The sequence below is a fragment of the Ramlibacter sp. genome (assembly GCF_013697775.1).
Taxonomy (GTDB): domain Bacteria; phylum Pseudomonadota; class Gammaproteobacteria; order Burkholderiales; family Burkholderiaceae_C; genus Ramlibacter.
The window spans coordinates 1-14,307 of sequence record NZ_JACCWG010000269.1 but is presented as its reverse complement, the minus strand read 5'-3'; the positions used below and the strand labels follow the sequence as shown (position 1 = coordinate 14,307).

The 14,307-nt window shown below is 69.3% G+C and carries 18 protein-coding genes and 1 pseudogene; 14 read left to right on the top strand and 5 right to left on the bottom strand.

Annotated elements, in window-relative coordinates; all coding sequences use genetic code 11:
• The 8 genes from H0U68_RS13235 to H0U68_RS13200 form a co-directional block, all read left to right on the top strand.
• Nucleotides 1-999: amidase family protein (locus tag H0U68_RS13235; RefSeq protein ID WP_296356303.1), on the top strand; the 999-nt coding region annotated here is incomplete at its 5' end.
• An 18-nt stretch (nt 1,000-1,017) separates the two neighbouring features.
• Nucleotides 1,018-1,959 (top strand): LysR substrate-binding domain-containing protein, encoded by a 942-nt coding sequence (locus H0U68_RS13230; protein WP_296356301.1) that lies wholly within the window; start codon nt 1,018-1,020, stop codon nt 1,957-1,959.
• A gap of 55 nt (nt 1,960-2,014) precedes the next feature.
• Nucleotides 2,015-2,722, top strand: a complete 708-nt coding sequence (locus H0U68_RS13225; RefSeq protein ID WP_296356299.1) for a 2OG-Fe(II) oxygenase — start codon at nt 2,015-2,017, stop codon at nt 2,720-2,722.
• 73 nt (nt 2,723-2,795) lie between these two features.
• Nucleotides 2,796-3,569: a cupin domain-containing protein gene (locus tag H0U68_RS13220; protein ID WP_296356296.1), complete on the top strand. Its 774-nt coding sequence runs from the start codon at nt 2,796-2,798 to the stop codon at nt 3,567-3,569.
• A 608-nt stretch (nt 3,570-4,177) separates the two neighbouring features.
• Entirely contained in the window at nt 4,178-4,813 is a 636-nt protein-coding gene (locus tag H0U68_RS13215) for an L-threonylcarbamoyladenylate synthase (RefSeq protein WP_296356295.1), read from the top strand.
• Nucleotides 4,814-4,826: 13 nt separating this feature from the next.
• Complete coding sequence (locus H0U68_RS13210) at nt 4,827-5,498, top strand: site-2 protease family protein (protein ID WP_296356292.1); 672 nt, start codon at nt 4,827-4,829, stop codon at nt 5,496-5,498.
• Nucleotides 5,498-6,787 carry a tryptophan--tRNA ligase gene (locus H0U68_RS13205; protein ID WP_296356306.1) on the top strand — a complete coding sequence of 430 codons (1,290 nt, stop codon included), beginning with the start codon at nt 5,498-5,500 and terminating at the stop codon, nt 6,785-6,787. The genes H0U68_RS13210 and H0U68_RS13205 overlap by 1 nt, the downstream gene beginning before the upstream one ends.
• Nucleotides 6,788-6,864: 77 nt before the next feature.
• On the top strand, nt 6,865-7,458 hold the full coding sequence (locus tag H0U68_RS13200; RefSeq protein ID WP_296356305.1) for a response regulator transcription factor: 594 nt from the start codon (nt 6,865-6,867) through the stop codon (nt 7,456-7,458).
• A 9-nt stretch (nt 7,459-7,467) separates the two neighbouring features.
• On the opposite strand, the gene H0U68_RS13195 is transcribed toward H0U68_RS13200, so the two are convergent.
• Nucleotides 7,468-8,862, bottom strand: a complete 1,395-nt coding sequence (locus H0U68_RS13195; RefSeq protein WP_296356290.1) for a HAMP domain-containing sensor histidine kinase — start codon at nt 8,860-8,862, stop codon at nt 7,468-7,470.
• Nucleotides 8,863-9,113: 251 nt separating this feature from the next.
• Here H0U68_RS13195 and H0U68_RS13190 point away from each other — a divergent pair.
• The 5 genes and pseudogenes from H0U68_RS13190 to H0U68_RS13170 all read left to right on the top strand — a co-directional run.
• A pseudogene (locus H0U68_RS13190) lies at nt 9,114-9,281 on the top strand (KGG domain-containing protein); the annotation flags it as partial.
• Between the two features lie 99 nt (nt 9,282-9,380).
• Complete coding sequence (locus H0U68_RS13185) at nt 9,381-9,731, top strand: hypothetical protein (RefSeq protein WP_296356288.1); 351 nt, start codon at nt 9,381-9,383, stop codon at nt 9,729-9,731.
• A 104-nt stretch (nt 9,732-9,835) separates the two neighbouring features.
• A complete protein-coding gene (locus H0U68_RS13180; RefSeq protein WP_296356285.1) occupies nt 9,836-10,840 on the top strand; it encodes a Ku protein in 1,005 nt (334 codons plus the stop codon).
• Between the two features lie 13 nt (nt 10,841-10,853).
• Nucleotides 10,854-11,327, top strand: a complete 474-nt coding sequence (locus tag H0U68_RS13175; RefSeq protein ID WP_296356283.1) for a BON domain-containing protein — start codon at nt 10,854-10,856, stop codon at nt 11,325-11,327.
• 64 nt (nt 11,328-11,391) lie between these two features.
• Nucleotides 11,392-11,664, top strand: coding sequence for a hypothetical protein (locus H0U68_RS13170; protein WP_296356281.1), 273 nt, complete (start codon nt 11,392-11,394; stop codon nt 11,662-11,664).
• Nucleotides 11,665-11,667: 3 nt separating this feature from the next.
• Here the strand turns inward: H0U68_RS13170 and H0U68_RS13165 are convergent, their stop codons facing one another.
• The 3 genes from H0U68_RS13165 to H0U68_RS13155 all read right to left on the bottom strand — a co-directional run bounded on the left by H0U68_RS13165 (nt 11,668) and on the right by H0U68_RS13155 (nt 13,444).
• A complete protein-coding gene (locus tag H0U68_RS13165; RefSeq protein WP_296356279.1) occupies nt 11,668-11,991 on the bottom strand; it encodes a helix-turn-helix domain-containing protein in 324 nt (107 codons plus the stop codon).
• Nucleotides 11,992-12,480: 489 nt separating this feature from the next.
• Nucleotides 12,481-13,125: an NAD(P)H-dependent oxidoreductase gene (locus tag H0U68_RS13160; protein ID WP_296356277.1), complete on the bottom strand. Its 645-nt coding sequence runs from the start codon at nt 13,123-13,125 to the stop codon at nt 12,481-12,483.
• A gap of 1 nt (nt 13,126) precedes the next feature.
• Nucleotides 13,127-13,444, bottom strand: a complete 318-nt coding sequence (locus H0U68_RS13155) for a multidrug efflux SMR transporter (protein ID WP_296356275.1) — start codon at nt 13,442-13,444, stop codon at nt 13,127-13,129.
• Nucleotides 13,445-13,579: 135 nt separating this feature from the next.
• Here H0U68_RS13155 and H0U68_RS13150 point away from each other — a divergent pair, with 135 nt between their 5' ends.
• Complete coding sequence (locus H0U68_RS13150) at nt 13,580-13,957, top strand: helix-turn-helix domain-containing protein (protein ID WP_296356273.1); 378 nt, start codon at nt 13,580-13,582, stop codon at nt 13,955-13,957.
• Nucleotides 13,958-13,964: 7 nt separating this feature from the next.
• Here the strand turns inward: H0U68_RS13150 and H0U68_RS13145 are convergent.
• A partial coding sequence (locus H0U68_RS13145) for a LysR substrate-binding domain-containing protein (protein WP_296356271.1) occupies nt 13,965-14,307 on the bottom strand: 343 nt, incomplete at its 5' end.

The following is a 14,307-nucleotide window of genomic DNA, read 5'->3' as shown; positions in this document are numbered from 1 at the left end:
GTGCTGGGCAAGACCAACCTGAGCGAGTTCGCCTTCTCCGGCCTTGGGCTGAACCCGCACTTCGGCACGCCGGTGCAGCAGGCGCCGGGCACGGGGCAGGCGCACCTGGTCGGTGGATCGTCCAGCGGCGCGGCGGCCGCGCTGCGCGCCGGCATCGGCTGCGTCGCGCTGGCCAGCGATACCTCGGGCTCGGTCCGCGTGCCGGCCGCGTGGTCGGGCCTGGTCGGCTGGCGCCCGAGCCAGGCGCGCTATCCGCTGGACGGCGTTGCCGCGTTGGCGCCCAGCCTGGACACCGTGGGCCTGATCGCCTCCAGCGTCGCGGACCTGTTGCCCGTGGACGCGGTGCTGCGCGGCGCCTCTCTGGAATTGCCGCACACCGAACTCACCTTCGTTCTCGCCGCCAACCTCTGCGGCGACACGGTGCAGCGCGCCGTGCGCGACAACTGCCTGCGCTTCATGGCGCGCCTGGCCAATGCCGGCTTCGCGTGCGAGGAAGCGCGCGTCGTCGCGCTGGACCAGGTGACGGATGCCTTCGCCACGCACGGCACGCTGGTCGCGGCCGAAGCCGCGCATGAACTGCGCGCGTTCTGCGAACCGGCTTTGGCCCAACACATCGACCCGTTCGTGCAGCGCCGGCGGGACAGCGCGCGAGAGATGCGCGCGCACGACCTGATCGCGCTGCAGCAGCTGCGTCGCCGCCTGCTGGACCAACTCGCCGCGACGCCGCCCGGCGTCATCCACGTCTTCCCCGCCACGCCCACCACGGCGCCGGCACTCGCGGCGCTGCGCACGCCGGAGCAGATCGCGCAGGCCAACGCGCGCGCCCTCAGCCATACAATGCCTTGCAGCTTTCTGGACATGCCCGGCATCGCGCTGCCCAGCGGCCATGACGATGCGGGCCTGCCCACCGGCGTGCTGCTGTGCTGCCCCAGCGGGCGAGATGCGCTGCTGCTGTCGGTGGCGCGCCGGCTCGAAGCGCTGGCCTTGTTCAATTCGTGACGTGATCCGAGGTGGTCGATGGCGGAACGCAGGCGCATGCCGCCGCTGAACGCGCTGCGGGCTTTCGAGGCCGCGGCGCGGCACCTGAGCTTCAAGGAAGCGGCGGCGGAGCTGTTCGTCACGCCCACCGCCGTCAGCCATCAGATCCGCCACCTGGAGGAACTGGTCGGCCAGAAGCTGTTCGAGCGCAACGGCAGGTCGATCGCGCTCACGCGCGCCGGCGAACGCTTCTTTCCCGTGCTGCGCGACGGCTTTGACCGCATCGCGCAATCGGTGGCCGACCTGCAGCGCCAGGAGGACACGCTGGCGATCTCCGTCACGCCCGCCTTTGCCGCCATGGTGCTGATTCCGCGCCTGTCGCAGCTGCGCCAGCTGCACCCTGGAATCACCTTGCGCGTGGAAGCCAGCGAGCGGCTGGTGGATTTGCGCAAGGCCGAGGCCGACCTGGCGGTGCGCTACGGTACCGAGCGCGCGCGGCCGGTGCAGTCGCAGGTGCTGTACCGCGACCGCTACATCGCTGTCGCGTCGCCGGGCTGGCTGGCGGGCCGCGCGCTGCCCGTGGCGGCCGAGGCGCTTGCGCAGGCCGACCTGCTGAACTACACATGGAAGAACGGCACCCTGCAGGGCCCGACCTGGGCCGCATGGATGGCGGTGGCGGGCATCCGCGGCTTCGACGTCGGCCGCTGCATCGGCTTCAGCGAGGAAAGCCATGCCATCCAGGGCGCGCTGGACGGCGCCGGCGTGGCGCTGGCCAGCACCGTGCTGGTCGGCCCCGAGCTGCGCTCGGCCCGGCTGGTGCAGGTGCATCCGCTCGGCCTGCAGGGCCTGGCCTACCACGCCGAATACGTGGAAGACCATCCGCGCCTGCCCACGGTGCTGAAGGTGGTGAACTGGCTGGCCGGCCTGGCCAGCGAGAACCCGGACGCGTCGTGGCCGCTGGCCGACCAGGAAACGCGATAGGAACGCGGGTCCGGAAACGGCGAGACTGCCGCGCCGGATGCGCGCATCGTGCGGCATGCACCACGCACCGCTGGACTCCATCGACTGGCCGCAACTCCACGCCGAGCTGGACCGCCAGGGCTTCGCGGTCATTCCTTCGCTGATGGCTGCTGCGCAATGCGAACGCATTGCCGGCCTGTACGAAGAAGACGCTCCGTTCCGCAGCCGGGTGGCGATGGCGCGGCACGGCTTCGGCCGCGGCGAGTACAAGTACTTCCGCTATCCGCTGCCCGACCCGGTGGCGGCGCTGCGCGGTGCGCTGTACCCGCGGCTCGCGCCGCTGGCTAATGCCTGGCACGAACGCATGGGCCTCGCCACCCGCTTTCCCGACGCGCACGCGGCGTTCATCGCGCGCTGCCACGCCGCCGGGCAGGCGCGGCCCACGCCGCTGCTGCTGAAGTATGGACCCGACGACTACAACTGCCTGCACCAGGACCTGTACGGCGAGCACGTGTTTCCGCTGCAGGTGGTGGTGCTGCTGTCCCAGCCCGGCCGCGATTTCGCCGGCGGCGAACTGGTGCTGACCGAGCAGCGCCCGCGCATGCAGTCGCGCCCGATGGTGGTGCCGCTGGCGCGCCAGGGCGATGCCGCCGTGGTCGCCGTGCACCAGCGGCCGGTGCAGGGCACGCGCGGCAGCTACCGCGTGAACCTGCGCCACGGCGTGAGCCGGGTGCTGGGCGGCGCGCGCCACACGCTGGGCATCATCTTCCACGACGCAGCCTAGGGACTCTCCCATGGGCACGGTGCGCGCAGCGGCCTAGGATGGTAACGGCCGTTACCAAGCATCGGAGGTGCCCGTGCAAGCTCTCTACCATCCGCCCGCGCAGTCCACGCGCCAGGTCCACGTGTTCGACATGGCGGCCGCGCCCTGGCAGGCCACGGCCAACGCAGGCTTGTGGCTCAAGCCGGTGCGGCACGACAACGAACGCGGCCTGTACCTGGGCTTGGTGCGTTTCGATGCCGGTACGCGCAGCGGCCTGCACCAGCACCAGGGCGTGGCCACCAGCTTCGTGCTGGACGGCGGCCTGACCGATTGCCACGGCGCCATCGGCCTGCACGAGGCCGGCATCAACCTGAAGGGTTCCACGCACGACGCCATCGCCTACCGGCCGACCTTGCTGGTGTCGCGGCTGGAGGGGCCGGTGACCTATCCGCCCGAAAGCGACATCAGCGGCGTGCATGCCGGCTCGCGCCACGCCGCCATCCGCAATCCCGCGCCCGACGTCGCGCCGGAGGTCAACGTGCCGGTCGATGCGCAGCTGCACGACGACACCGGCGTTCCCGGCGTGCGCCGCCAGCTGATCTTCGACTATGCCCGCACGGGCAGCGAGCACCGCATGGCGCAGCTGTCGGTGCGCCCGGAAACGGCGTTCTCGTTCGTGGCGGGCGCTCTCACGGAGTTCTGGGTGCGCGGCGGGCTGCTCGCGGTCAACGGCCGCGCCGTGCATGCGGACTGCTTCATCGTGTGCGAGGAGGGCGCGGAGGTGGAAGTCCGCTCGCCGTATGGGGCATTGCTGATCGGCTGGGCCGATGGGCGCGAACTTGGGGGTGGAAATTTGTTCGGGTTCTGATGTGTGGCGTGCTGTGACCGCGCGTCGCGGGCCGCGATGCCCGGTGCGGGCTCATGCTGTGGCGGTCGGCGCGTTGCGCCGACTCCGCTGCGCCGCTCGGTCCGCAGCCGGCGCGGGCGAACTCGCTGCGCGTTTGCAAGCAAACGCTCCGCTCAAACAGCGCCCGCAAGCCAGTTCACGAAGCGCGCAAGCGCGCCCGGCTCCGGACCGAACAGCACAGCCGCCCCAGAAATCGCCCCCGCCGGACACCGCCTGGCGCGACATCCAACGTAATTGGGGTCAGACTCCAATTTCCCCGATTTCAACTTTTCGCACGCTGGCAGCACTTGCGCAAAGCCCCGGGCGGGCGGGCCGCGGCGCGCGTCAAGGCAAGGCGCCCGCGGAGTTCGGACTGGGGCCGGTGCGCGCCGCAGGCGCGCTTCGTTGTCATGCTCGCCGCGGCTGTTTGAGCGGAGCGCCGCTTGCGGTGCGCAGCGAGTTCCGCGGCGCCGGACCCAGGCCGGACTCTGCGGGTCTGCCGGCGCGCAGCGCCGGACGCCTTGCCTGCGCGCCGCGGCCCGCCCGCCCGGGGCTTTGCCGCGCGGCCATCGAGTGAAACGGACGTCCACATGGCCCAATACTTCGAAGTCCACCCCGACAACCCCCAGCCCCGCCTTCTCAAACAGGCAGTGGCATTGCTCAATGGCGGCGGCGTCCTCGCCGTCCCCACCGACTCCAGCTACGCCATCGCCTGTCACCTCGACGACAAAACCGCGGCTGATCGGCTGCGCAAGATCCGCAACGTTGACGACAAGCACCACCTCACGCTGCTGTGCCGCGATTTGAGCGAGCTGGCAAGCTACGCCCGCGTGGACAACCGCCAGTACCGGCTGCTCAAGACCGCCACGCCCGGCCCGTTCACCTTCATCCTGGAAGCCACGCGCGAGGTGCCGCGCCGCGTGAGCCATCCGCAGCGCAAGACCATCGGCCTGCGCGTGCCGGACCACGCCGCGCTGCAGGCGCTGCTGGAGATGCACGGCGCGCCGTTACTGGCCACCACACTGATCGAGCCCAGCGAGCACGAGCCGCTGAACGACCCCGAGGAAATCCGCCGGCGCTTCGAGCGCACGCTCGACGGCGTGATCGGCGCCGGCGCCTGTCCGCACGAGCCGACCACCGTCATCGACCTCACGCCCATGGGCAACGGCGACCAGGCCGTGGTGCTGCGAGAAGGCCGCGGCGACTGGCACACGCTCGGCCTCTGAGACAATCCCCGGGGTGAATTACAACAACCTGATCCAGACGGTCCTGATCTACGCGTTGCCGGTGTTGTTCGCCATCACGCTCCACGAGGCAGCGCACGGCTACGTGGCCCGCTACCTGGGCGACAACACCGCCTACGCCATGGGCCGGGTCACGCTCAACCCGCTCAAGCACATCGACCCCATGGGCACCATCCTGATGCCCTTGCTGCTGTACTTCGCGACCGCGGGCACGTTTCTCTTCGGCTATGCCAAACCGGTTCCGGTGGTGTTCGGGCGGCTGCGCCACCCCAAGCGCGACATGATCTGGGTGGCGCTGGCCGGCCCCGGCATCAACCTCGCGCAGGCGCTGTTGTGGGCCGTGCTGTTCCAGGTGCTGCGCGGCGCGGGAGTGGACGAGTCCTTCTTCCTTCTGATGTGCATGGCCGGCGTCCTGACCAACTTCGTCATGGCGGCCTTCAACCTGTTCCCGATCCCGCCGCTGGACGGCGGGCGCGTGCTGGTGGGCCTGCTGCCGCCGCGCCTGGCCTACGCCTTCAGCCGCATCGAGCCATGGGGCTTCTTCATCGTGATGGCCCTGGTGGTCTTCAAGGTCATCAGCACCTACTGGATGCTGCCCCTCATGCGCGTGGGCTACGCCCTGCTGGACCTGCTGCACCTCTCTACACCCTTTCCGTTCATTCGATGATGAGCCCCGCCCGCTACCTCACCGGCATCACCACCACCGGCACGCCGCACCTGGGCAACTACGTCGGCGCGATCCGGCCTTCGGTGCAGGCCAGCCGCCGGCCCGGCACCGAGAATTTCTATTTCCTGGCCGACTACCACGCGCTGATCAAGTGCGACGAGCCCGAGCGCATCCAGCGCTCCACCATGGAAATCGCCGCCTGCTGGCTGGCCGCCGGCCTGGACCCGGATCAGGTGTTCTTCTACCGCCAGTCCGACATACCCGAGGTGACCGAGCTCACCTGGATGCTCACCTGCGTCACCGGCAAGGGCATCCTCAACCGCGCCCATGCCTACAAGGCGCAGGTGGACAGGAACACCGCTGCCAGCGTTGACGTGGACACCGACGTGACCGCGGGCCTGTTCATGTACCCGGTGCTGATGGCCGCCGACATCCTGCTGTACAAGGCGCACAAGATCCCGGTGGGGCGCGACCAGATCCAGCACATCGAGATGGCGCGCGACATGGCGCAAAGCTTCAACCACCTGTACGGCGAGCACCTGGTGCTGCCCGAAGCCGCCATCGACGAATCGGTGGCCACGCTGCCCGGGCTGGACGGGCGCAAGATGAGCAAGAGCTACGACAACACCATCGCGCTGTTCGGCGCACGCGAGCAGGTGAAAAAGCAGATCTTCTCCATCGTCACCGATTCGCGCGCACCGGGCGAGCCGAAAGACGTGGAAGGCTCGTCGCTGTTCCAGATCTACCAGGCCTTCGCTTCGGAAGAGGAAACCGCTGGCCTGCGCCGGGCCTATGCCGAAGGCATCGCCTGGGGCGATGCCAAGCAGCTGCTGTTCGAGCGCATCGACCGCGAAATCGGCCCCATGCGCGAGCGCTACCAGCACCTGGTCGCGCATCCTTCGGAGCTGGAAGACATCCTGCAGGCCGGCGCCGCGAAGGCGCGCGGCCGCGCCACGCCGCTGATGGCCGAACTGCGGCACGCGGTGGGCCTGCGCAACCTGGGTGCGCAGGCCGGTGCGGCGAAGAAAGCCAAGGCCAAGACGGCCGGCCCCAGCTTCAAGCAGTACCGCGAGGCGGACGGCCGCTTCTATTTCAAGCTGGTGGACGCGCAGGGGCGTGTGCTGCTGCAAAGCAAGGGCTTCGCGTCGCCCAAGGAGGCCGGCGAGTGCGTCGCGCGGCTGAAGGCCACGCCCGAAAGCCTGGACGCGGGCCAGTTCGAATCGCTGGACGGCGCGGGCATGGCCGAGGTCCAGGCTGCCTTACGGGAGCTGACGGCCACCGGCAACTGAGAAGTAGAGTACCTTTCGGCACATCAATCGGCGCTATCCTAGGTTTACTCATGGAAAAGATTCCTCCTCCAAAACCCATGTCGCTGTACGTGATCGACGATCACCCGCTGATGCGGGAGGCGGTGGTCATGCTGCTGCGGCGGTTGCGCCCGGGCGCCAATGTGATCGAGCTGGATCGCATCGGCGGCATCGAATCGGCGGTCAAGCAGCACGGCAAGCCCGACCTGATCTGCCTGGACCTGAAGCTGCCCGACACCACCGGCACCTCGGGGGTGATCGAGCTGAAGAAGCGCTTTCCGGACACGCCGCTGGCCGTGCTGTCCGCATCGCCCGCCAGCGACGCCGAGGAAGCCTGCGTCGATGCCGGCGCCGACATCTACATCGAGAAGTCATCGGGCGCACAGGAAATCGGCAACGCGCTGCGCGCGCTCATGAGTGCCGACGGCCAGTTCGAGGAGCTCACGCCCACGGACAACAAGCTGTCCAAGCGGCAAAAGCAGCTGATCGTGATGCTGGACCGGGGCCTGTCCAACCGCGAGATCGCCGATGAACTCGGCATCAGCGAGCACACGGTCAAGGTGCACCTGTGGCGCCTGTTCCGGCGCCTGGGCGTGAAGAGCCGCACCCAGACCATCCACTTCGCCCGCACCCACGGCCTGCTGGGCAGCTGAGGACTTTCCTCAGGGCACCAGCCGCGACATCGACGCGGTGGCGCGCTCGGCCGCCTCGCGCGGCTGGGTGGGGTCCAGCTGCAGGCGGAACACCGTGCCGCGGCCGGGGCGCGAGGACAGCGTGAGCGGATGGCCCAGGATGTGGGTCAGGCGCTGCACGATGTACAGGCCCAGGCCGAAGCCCTCCTCCGTGCCGCCATGGCTCGGCACCTTGTAGAACTCGCGGAAGATTTCGCTCTGGTGCACCGGCGCGATGCCCACCCCCGTGTCCCAGATCTCGATGTACCGCCCGCGCGCGGCCACCAGCACGCCGCCCTTGCGCGTGTAGCGCACGGCGTTGGAAATCAGGTTGCCGACGATGCGCTTGAGCAGGATCGGGTCCGACACCGTGGTGCCGGGCCGCACGCGCACGCGAAACTGAAGGCCCTTGGCGTCGGCCAGCGGGCGGTACTGCAGCTCCAGGTCGCGCAGCAGCTTGGCCAGGTCCACGGTGTCGACATGCAGGTTGATCTTGCCGGAGTCCAGCCGCGCGAGGTCGAACAGCGAATCGAACAGCTGGTTCACCGCTTTCGTCGATTCGACGATCTTGGGCGCGATCTCGGCCACCAGCTCGGGTTCGCTGCGCAGCCAGTCGGCGTACAGGCCCAGCGCGTGCACCGGCTGGCGGATGTCGTGCGCGGCGCTGGCCAGGAAGCGGTTCTTGATCTCCACCGCGTCCAGCGCCGCCTGCGTCTGGCGCGTGAGCGATTCGATCAGCTGGTTGTTGCGGAACTGCAGCTCGAAGTTGCGCCGGTGGGTGCGGTGCAGCCGCGTGCCGGCTTCGCGCAGCACCAGCCAGAACACCACCAGCAGCGTGACCAGCCACCAGTGGTAGAACGGGCCGGAGAACCTCAGCTCGACCCCGATGCGCCACGCCATCACCGACAGCGCGCTCAGCGCCAGCATGTTCAGGTAGCCGCGCATGGTGGCGAGCTGGCTGGACATGGTGTTGATGGAGAACATCGATAAACCGGCGAGCATCAGCCAGCAGATGAACTGGTCGGTCAGCGGCGCGCGGTCGAAGAACAGCAGCGTGCTGGAGCCCCAGAACGCGGCACTCAGCGGAAACGCGAAGCGCCAGCGCCGGAAGAACGCGCGGTGCTCGGGGCCGCCGCGGAACATCACGTGGCGGCGGTACTGCTCCGACATCCACAGGCGCATGCCCACAGCGAACGCGCCCACCAGGCCCCAGGCCACCAGTTGCCCGGAGGGCGCCTCCTGCCACAGCACGCCGATGAACACCGGCACCATCAGCGCCACGAACTGCGTGCTGCGGTGGCTGCGCATCAGGCTGCGCACCAGTTCGCCCTCGACCCAGTCCGCCTCCGCGGGTGTGGCGACGCTGGCTGGCAAATCGGGTTTCATGCGGCGCAGTCTAGAACACGGACGTTACACATGGACTCAGCATGGTATCGGCATCGTCCTACAACGCACCCCTGCTGTTGCGCACAGACTCTGCCGTGCCAACGCCCGGACGGTGCTCCGCACACAGCGGCGCGGCATCCGATCCGCCGGCCCATGGCCCTTCACCCGACCCGAACCAAGACGAGGAAAGAATGGATTCGCAAACCAACCACGACAACGCCGACACCAGCACCAAGTCGCCGCAGAAGAAATCCCTGCGCGGCTTCGCCGCCATGGATCCGCAGCGCCAGCGCGAAATCGCCAGCCTGGGTGGCCGTGCCGCGCACCAGAGCGGCCATGCGCACGAATTCACCAGCGAAGAAGCCCGCGCCGCCGGCAAGAAGCGCCACGCGCGCACCGGCGACTCCAGCCCCCGCTAAGCGTAGGACGGCACGGGCCGCGGTTGCTGCGCCGGGCTGACAGTCCGCTGGCTGTGGCCGGCTCTAGGATGGTTGCAGACCATTTTGGAGCTTACTGCGATGCCCGCTGCCTCTTCCCTGCCCGAATCCGCCGTCGCTGCCTCTCCTGAGGCGCGGCAGGAACTGGCCCAGGCCTGCAAGGCGCTGTGGCTCGGCACCCTGTCGCTGATGACCGCTTTCATGCAGATCCAGGCGCCAGCCCACAGGCTGCTGCTGGCGCGGCGCATTGCGCGCAACTTTGAAACCCTGCAAGCGCAGGACTGCTTTTCTCCCGCCGACCGCGCCAGCTTCGCCAGACTGTCCCAGCGCTGGTCCGCCACCGCGCAGCACCTCGACCCCGAAGCCAAGCCCGTGCCCTTGGGCACCGGGCTCATGGACGCCATCCGCCGCTTCGCGCGCAGCCAGGGCTGAGGCCACGCGCCGCGCCTGCAGCACGTGTGCGCAACTTGCCTACAGGGCACGCGGCGGGTGTCCGACAGGCGGAGCTTCGGAAGCTTCGCAAACTTGGCACAACCATGGCAGATACCAAGGGCATGGCGCCCAGCTCCACACGCGCCTTATGGAAAGGCGCCATCAGCTTCGGGCTGGTGCACATCCCCATCGGCTTGTATTCGGCCACTGCCGAATCCGACCTGGACTTCGACTGGCTCGACAAGCGCACCATGGACCCGGTGGGTTACAAGCGCATTAACAAGAAGACCGGCAAGGACATCGACAAGGACGACATCGTCAAGGGCATCGAATACCACAAGGGCGAGTACGTGCTGCTGTCGCCCGAGGAGATTCAGGACGCCTATCCCAAGACCACGCAGACCATCGAGATCGAGGCCTTCGTGGACGTCGACGACGTGCCCTTCGTCTACCTCGAACGCCCCTATTACACCGCGCCCATCAACAAGGGCGAACGCGTCTATGCGCTTTTGCGCGAAGCGCTGAAGCAGACCGGCAAGGCCGGCATCGCGCGGGTGGTGATCCGCGCCAAGCAGCACTTGGCGGTGCTGATGCCCTGCGGACCGGCGCTGGTGCTGAACCTGATGCGCTGGGGCAACGAAATCCGCTCCTGGGACGACCTGCCGCTGCCTGCCACCGGCGCCAAGACCGCGTCGCTGAAGGACGGCGAACTGAAGATGGCCAAGCAGCTGATCGACGACATGAGCGGCAATTGGAGCGCCGAGGAATACCGCGACTCCTTCCGCGACGCTGTCATGAAGCTGGTGGAAGCCAAGGCCAAGGCCGGCGAAACCGAGGCGGTGGAGCCGCTGGAGGAAGCGCCCGACACCGGCAAGTCGGCCGACGTGATCGACCTGACCGAACTGCTGCGACGCAGCCTGCAGGGCGGCAAGGGCCGCGCCGCGACCAAGACGCCAGCGGCTGCACCCGCACCCGCGGCGGCAAAAAAGCCGGCACGCAAACGCGAAACTGCCGCCGCCGCCCAAGCGAAGAGCCCGCCGCGCGCCGCGGCGAAGAAGACCGCTGCCCCCAGCGCGGCCCCAAAAAGCAAAGCCCGGCGCACGGGCTGAGCGCACAGGACGCATGAACAGAACGAACCTGACCCGTGACCTGCTTTGCCTCGCCGCCGGCGCCCTGGCCGGCGCTGGCGCCATGTACTGGCTCGATCCGGCGCAAGGCCGCGACCGCCGGGACGCCGTGCGCGCCCTGCTGGGCGGCCAGCGCGAGCCGATGCGCCCCCAAGCCCTCGTGCGCGCCGTCGGCCCGCGTGCGCAGCGCAGCGCGCAAGACGACGAACGGCTGCGCGACCGGGTGCGTGCACGCCTGGGCATGCTGGCCACCCATCCCGGCGCGATCGATGTGCAGGTGGACCAAGAGGTGGTGCGGCTGAGCGGCCACGTGCTGGCCAAGGAGCTGGACGGGCTGCTGTTCCAGTTGCGCGACGTTGCCGGCGTGCACCGCATCGTGAACGCGCTGACGGCGCACGGCACACCGGAAGACCTGATCGCCGCGCAAGGCGGCGGCACGCTGCGCCGCAGGCGCGTGCAGCCGGCATAACGCTTGCATGCATTCCAGGGTTGCCCCTGACAGCGCCGCGACGGCGCATTTTCGTTGGAACAGTGTGAAGTACAAACCCTTGCTGATCGCCCTGGCGTCCGTGGGCGCAATCGCCGTGCTGGCGATTGCCGGCGGGCCCGGCGGCTGGGCCGCCGCCGGTCTGTTCGCCGTGGTGGCCGGCTACCTGCTGCTGCGCCGCCCATCCTCTGAAGCGACCTCGGGCCACGAGCACTTCTTCAACGACGCCGGCGAGGAAACCGCCCTGCCCGACCTGCGCACGCCCGCCAATGACTCGTGCATCGACGCGCCGCCTGCGCGCGAACACAAGCGCCGCTGAGCCTCAGCCGGCTGGGGCCTTGGCCCAGAGTTCCAGCTGGTCCAGCACGCCCAGCAGGCTCGTGCCGCGCGGCGTAACCGCGTAGTCCACCGTGCGCGGAAAACCGGCGCCCACCGCGCGGCGCACCAGGCCGCGCCGCGCCAGCGCCGACAGGCGCTCGGACAGCACCTTGGGCGTGATGCCGGGCAGCAGTGCCGCAAGCTCGCCATGGCGGCGCGGCACGCGCAGGTGCCACAGGATCAGCGCATTCCAGCGGTGGCCGAGGAAATCCAGCCAGTCTTCCACCGGGCAGGCCTGCGGCCGCACCGGCGCCGGCGTGTCCAGCATCGGCACATGCGGGGCGTGCCTGTGCTTTGCGTTTGGAAAGGGCTGCGGCGGGGTGTTCATATCGGCGCTTCGCTGTTTCGCAAGGAGTATCCGCCGATGGCCACCGTCATGCAGCCGCAGGACATGAATCCCGCGTTCGCCGACGCTTTCAACAGCCGCAGCCTGGAGCGCCTGCTCGCGCTGTACGAGGACGACGCGGTGCTGTGCGCCGACGGGAGCGGCGCCGAATACCGCGGCGCCAGCGCCATCGCACTGGCGCTGGCGCCGCTGCTGCAGCTGCCCGGCACCATGGAGTCGCGCAACAACTTCTGCGTCGTGCACGGCGCGCTCGCGCTGCTGCGCGCCGACTACGCGATCCGCGATGCGGCCGGCGCGCTCGTCGTGCAGGGCGGCACGGCCGAACTGGTGCGCCGCCAGCCCGCCGGCCACTGGTTGTACGTGGTGGACCATGGCGCGGCCCAGCGTGCTCGGCGCGGCGCCGGGTGCCGCCTAGAACGCCGCGCCCACTTCCGCCGCACGGCGCATTGCCGCTTCGCGCGTGGCCTGCAGCGTGTCCGGCGGCACCAGCGTCGGGCCGACGGCCAGCTCCTGCACGTCGTCCACGCCGATGAACTGCAGCCAGCGGCGCATCTGCGGCTTCTGGTGGTCCGAGGGGTCGGCCGGCTGCGTGGCCGGGTAGTCGCCGGCGCTGGAATAGACCACCATCGCCTTCCTGTCCTGCAGCAGCGCCACGTAGCCGGTCTCACGCGACCACTGCCAGTTCTCGCCGGGCAGCGTCACCACGTCGATGAAATGCTTCAGCCTGTACGGCAACCCGAAATTCCACATCGGCAGCGCGAACAGGTAACGGCGGGCGCGGTTGAAACGGCGCGAGATCGCGCACGCGCTGTCCCACAGCGCCTGCTGCTCGGGCGTGGCCTGGTGCTTGCGCAGCACGGCGAACTTGGCGGCGATCATGCGCGCGTCGAACGGCGGCAGCTCGGTGTCCCACACGTTCAGCGTATCCACGCTGTGGGTCGGGTTGGCGCGGCGGTACGCGTCCAGGAACGACTGGGCGACGGCGCGCGAGGTGGAGGCGCCGCCCATCGGCGAGGCTTCGATGTACAGCAGGTCGACCGGTTCTTGCATCGTCATTTCATTTCTCCAGCAGCTTCAGGCCGACCATGCCGCACAGGATCGCGCCCAGGCACGCCAGCCGCGGCGCCGAGGCGCTGTCGCCGAACCACACGATGCCGGCCAGCGCGGTGCCGACCGCGCCGATGCCGGTCCAGATGGCGTACGCGGTGCCGGTGGGCAGGCCGCGCATGGCAAAGGTCAGCAGCACCATGCTCACCAGGCCCAGCGCGATGCCCGCGGCGCCTGGGCCGGTGCGGGTCCAGCCGTCCGAGAGTTTCAGCGCGACGGCCATCATGATTTCAGTGGCGCCCGCGGCCAGCAACAACAACCAGTTCACGTTCGTGTTCTCCATGCGATGCGAAGCTGCGCAGGTTAGGAGCATGGTCACCGCGGGGCAAGTACGCACCTTCCGGTAACCAGGGCATTGCGGCGGGCCGCTGCGCGGCGGAGCGGAACGCGGCATCCTGCGCGCGTGAAGAAACCACCGAACGACGCTGCTTCCGACGTGTTCAATGCCAGCTGCCCCTCGCGCGCGGCGCTGGAGCTGATCGCCGGCAAATGGGCGCTGCTCATCATCCCCGCGCTCGCGCCCGGGCCGCTGCGCAACGGCGAGCTGCTGCGCCGCGTCGGCGGCATCTCGCAGAAGATGCTGACGCAGACTCTGAAGGAGCTGCAGCGCAACGGCCTGGTGGTGCGCATCGAGCGCGGCATCCTGCCGCCGCATGTGGCCTATCGGCTCACTCCCATGGGCCGCTCGCTCAGCAAGGCGCTGATCGCACTGGACCGCTGGGCCGAAACGCACCACGGCGACCTTGCGGTCGCGCGCGACCGCTTCGCCTCCGAAGGGTGATTGGCTCTCAAGCCTGCGGCCCGGCTTCGCGCAAGGCGTCCTGCAGCCAGCCGGCGAACGCCTGCGCCGCTACCGACAGCTGCGCGTCGGATGCGTGCACCAGGTAGTAGGCGTTGCGCGAAGGCACGGCCACGCTGCCGATGCGCCGCAGATGCCCGCGCGCCAGCGCATCGGCAGCCAGCAGGCCGCGGGCCAGCGCCACGCCCTGGCCCGCCTCGGCGGCCTGCAGCAGCAGGGCCGACTCGTCGTAGCGCGCGCCAAAGGCGTGGCCGGCCAGCTCTTCGCCCGCCGCCTTCAGCCACTGCGGCCACGGCTCGTGCGCGTCGCGCAGCAGCGGCACCCCTTCGGGC

What these genes read in the sequence shown, in the direction of transcription:
- H0U68_RS13215 (WP_296356295.1), top strand. Translation starts at nt 4,178, where the DNA reads ATGGCCCAATACTTCGAAGTCCACCCCGACAACCCCCAGCCCCGCCTT.
- H0U68_RS13230 (WP_296356301.1), top strand. Translation starts at nt 1,018, where the DNA reads ATGGCGGAACGCAGGCGCATGCCGCCGCTGAACGCGCTGCGGGCTTTC.
- H0U68_RS13165 (WP_296356279.1), bottom strand. Translation starts at nt 11,991, where the DNA reads ATGCTGGACACGCCGGCGCCGGTGCGGCCGCAGGCCTGCCCGGTGGAA.
- H0U68_RS13200 (WP_296356305.1), top strand. Translation starts at nt 6,865, where the DNA reads ATGTCGCTGTACGTGATCGACGATCACCCGCTGATGCGGGAGGCGGTG.
- H0U68_RS13175 (WP_296356283.1), top strand. Translation starts at nt 10,854, where the DNA reads ATGAACAGAACGAACCTGACCCGTGACCTGCTTTGCCTCGCCGCCGGC.
- H0U68_RS13160 (WP_296356277.1), bottom strand. Translation starts at nt 13,125, where the DNA reads ATGACGATGCAAGAACCGGTCGACCTGCTGTACATCGAAGCCTCGCCG.
- H0U68_RS13180 (WP_296356285.1), top strand. Translation starts at nt 9,836, where the DNA reads ATGGCAGATACCAAGGGCATGGCGCCCAGCTCCACACGCGCCTTATGG.
- H0U68_RS13225 (WP_296356299.1), top strand. Translation starts at nt 2,015, where the DNA reads ATGCACCACGCACCGCTGGACTCCATCGACTGGCCGCAACTCCACGCC.
- H0U68_RS13205 (WP_296356306.1), top strand. Translation starts at nt 5,498, where the DNA reads ATGAGCCCCGCCCGCTACCTCACCGGCATCACCACCACCGGCACGCCG.
- H0U68_RS13195 (WP_296356290.1), bottom strand. Translation starts at nt 8,862, where the DNA reads ATGAAACCCGATTTGCCAGCCAGCGTCGCCACACCCGCGGAGGCGGAC.
- H0U68_RS13185 (WP_296356288.1), top strand. Translation starts at nt 9,381, where the DNA reads ATGCCCGCTGCCTCTTCCCTGCCCGAATCCGCCGTCGCTGCCTCTCCT.